This is a genomic window from Bacillus sp. SRB_331 (assembly GCF_003264175.1).
Classification (GTDB): Bacteria; Bacillota; Bacilli; order Bacillales; family Bacillaceae_G; genus Bacillus_A; species Bacillus_A mycoides.
Window position 1 is genome coordinate 265 of record NZ_NADV01000161.1, and the last position, 400, is coordinate 664.

The following is a 400-nucleotide window of genomic DNA, read 5'->3' on the forward strand; positions in this document are numbered from 1 at the left end:
ACTGAAGCCCTGAGCAGTCCTCACGCTGGTCATTGGTATGACGCGATTCGAGCTGAGTATCAACAGATGTTAGATTTTCAAACCTGGAGTTTACAAGATTTGCCTCCCGGACGAAAGGCTATCTCGTGTAAATGGGTTTTAACGGTGAAACCAAGCCTTTCTGGGGATGGCTCTATCAGGAAGTTTAAAGCCCGTTTGGTGGTTCGAGGATTCTCACAAAGACATGGAGTTGATTTCGATGAAACCTTTGCCCCTGTTGCTCATCAGGCGTCAATGCGTGTGTTACTTGCTATTGCTGCTCAACACAATCTACAGATCCGACAAATTGATATCGTTGGGGCTTTTCTCAACGGCGACGTACAAGAAGATATTTTTATGCAGCAACCTGAAGGAATTGTTG

At 45.5% G+C, this 400-nt stretch carries 1 protein-coding gene; it reads left to right on the forward strand.

Annotated elements, in window-relative coordinates; all coding sequences use genetic code 11:
* Window positions 1–400, forward strand: a 400-nt coding sequence (locus B5P42_RS31635) for a reverse transcriptase domain-containing protein (protein ID WP_181458868.1), incomplete at both ends; no start/stop codon positions are given.